A 2,274-nucleotide genomic window follows, 5' to 3' on the forward strand; every position below is an offset into this window, starting at 1 on the left:
GAGGCGGGCTCGGCGGGCTGGCCGGGCACCGCCTCACCCTCGGGGGCACCCTGCGGGTCCTGGCCGGCGGGCGCGTCCCCGGGTTGTCCCGGGTCGACGGCCTGGCCCTGCTCGGGCTGTTCGACCTGCGTGGTGCCCTGATCGGTGGCGGTCGGGGTCTCGTCGTCACCCCCGAACAGTTGGACGAGCCCGATGCCGATCGCCAGGACCACTGCGGCGAGGAGGACCATCGCGATGGCCCGGTAGGGAGGGCCGGTCGGTTCATCCGGATCGGGACCGACCCCGGTATCGCCAGCGGGCGCGCCCGGGCCGTAGGGATCGTACTGCGAGGTTTCGGGCTGGGAGCTCACGCCGGTGAGTGTAGGTCAGTCGAGTCGCATTCCCAGGTTGCGCGCCGCGCGTGCCTTCTGACGGCTGCTCCGCATGCGCCGCAGCCGCTTGACGAGCAGCGGGTCCGCGGCCAGCGCCTCGGGGCGGTCGATGAGGTCGTTGAGGATCTGGAAGTAGCGCGTGCCGGACATCTCGAACTTCTGCCGGATCGCCTCCTCCTTGGAGCCTGCGAACTTCCACCACTGCCGCTCGAACTCGAGCATGGCCTGGTCCCGGTCGGAGAGGACGGGGTCGGCGGCGTGTAGCTCGGCCGCGGGCTGCGTCCCGCCCTCGAGCTGCGGCCCGCGTGCCGCAGTAGCTGATCGACCCATGCGCGCACCTCCTGTGGTGTCGGTGTGTGGCGGCCGCTCGCCCGGTGCGGGTGTGCGGATCACACCGTTGTGATTCCCCCGTAGTGAACCACACGGATCCGACACCCTGCCAGGTGCGCACTAGGATCGACTGCCATGGCCGTCCTGCCCATCGTCATCCTCGGCGATCCCGCCCTCCACGCCCCCACCGAGCCCGTCACCGGGTCCCCGGAGGAGATCCGCGACCTCGTCCGCGACCTCTACGAGACCATGGACGCCGCCAACGGCGTGGGGCTGGCCGCCAATCAGGTGGGCGTACGCAAGCGGGTATTCGTCTACGACTGCCCCGACCTGGACACCGAGGACGGCGAGGGCGTCTCACGCGAGGACGTCGAGGCCCGTGGCGGCTGGATCACCCGCCGTGGCTGCGTGATCAACCCGGTGCTCGAGACCTCCGAGATCCCGGAGACCATGCCGGACCCGGAGGAGGATCTCGAGGGGTGTCTGTCCGTCCCCGGCGTGAACTTCCCGCGCGGGCGCGCCTGGTGGGCCCGGGTCACCGGCACCGACGAGAACGGCGAGCCGGTCTCGGTGGAGGGCTACGGCCTGTTCGCGCGGTGCCTGCAGCACGAGGTGGGCCACCTCGACGGCGTCCTCTACACGGACGGACTCATCGGCCGGAACCGCAAGGCCGCCAAGAGACACATCCGCGACGCCGGCTGGGGCGTCCCCGGGTTGAGCTGGGACCCGACCACCGATCCCGATCCGTTCGCCGACGAGGATGACGACGACGACGAGGCCACCGACCTCCATGGCTGAGCAGGACCGGGGTCTGGCGGACCGGTCCCGGTGGAACGCCGGCAGACGCGTGGAGACGGGGATGCGCGTGGTGGTGCGTCGTCATCTGGAGGCCGGGCAGAGTTCGCACCTCTACACCGACGTCATCGGGCACGTGATCGCGCTGGATCCCGAACTGGTGGTGCGCCGGGAGTCGGGCGAGGAGGAGCGGATCCCGGACTCCGACATCGCCGTCCTCAAGGTGTTGCCGCCCCGCCCGGTCCGCGCCCGCGACGTCCGGGCCCACGAGTACGCGGGCGCGTTGGCGTGGCCGGGTACCGAGTTCGAGCTGGTGGACGGCTGGTTCTGCCGCGCCGGGGACGACTGGTCCTACCGCGGGAACTCGGCGGTCCCGGTGTTGCCGTGGGCCAGTTGCGCGGAGCTCGACGGGGTCCGCGACTGGTACGCCGCCCGCAGCCTGCCGCTGCGCCTGGTGGCCGTGGACCGGTTGGTCCGGGCGGACCGGATGATTCTCGACGGGGTGCCGGTGGATCCCGCACGGGTGAACGCGGACCGGGAACTGCTGCTGTGCACTGCCGACAGCCGCGAGTTGTTGGCCCGCGTGGACGCCACGGTCCCCGCCGATGCCCGCCCCGAGGTGGTGTTGGCCGACTCCCCCGACGACGACTGGCTCGCGCTGTACCACGCCACCGCAGGACTGGACCCCGACCGCGTCCGGCCCGCGATGCTCGCGACCGCGGGGCTGGGCGGCGCGGCACAGGCCGGTGCGGGATCGGAGAGCGGTGTGCCGGGGCCG

Annotated in this window: 3 protein-coding genes and 1 pseudogene; 2 read left to right on the top strand and 2 right to left on the bottom strand. The window is 72.0% G+C overall.

Annotated elements, in window-relative coordinates:
- Nucleotides 1–350 (bottom strand): annotated as a pseudogene (locus tag G6028_RS16825) (LytR C-terminal domain-containing protein); the annotation flags it as partial.
- Between the two features lie 15 nt (nt 351–365).
- Complete coding sequence (locus G6028_RS16830; RefSeq protein WP_182616118.1) at nt 366–701, bottom strand: DUF3263 domain-containing protein; 336 nt, start codon at nt 699–701, stop codon at nt 366–368.
- Nucleotides 702–836: 135 nt separating this feature from the next.
- Here G6028_RS16830 and G6028_RS16835 point away from each other — a divergent pair, with 135 nt between their 5' ends.
- Complete coding sequence (locus G6028_RS16835; RefSeq protein WP_182616120.1) at nt 837–1,499, top strand: peptide deformylase; 663 nt, start codon at nt 837–839, stop codon at nt 1,497–1,499.
- A partial coding sequence (locus G6028_RS16840; RefSeq protein ID WP_182659557.1) for a GNAT family N-acetyltransferase, cg3035/Rv0428c family occupies nt 1,492–2,274 on the top strand: 783 nt, incomplete at its 3' end. The genes G6028_RS16835 and G6028_RS16840, both read left to right, overlap by 8 nt.

Origin of the sequence: Dietzia cercidiphylli (genome assembly GCF_014145145.1) — a bacterium.
Taxonomy (GTDB): Bacteria; Actinomycetota; Actinomycetes; order Mycobacteriales; family Mycobacteriaceae; genus Dietzia; species Dietzia natronolimnaea.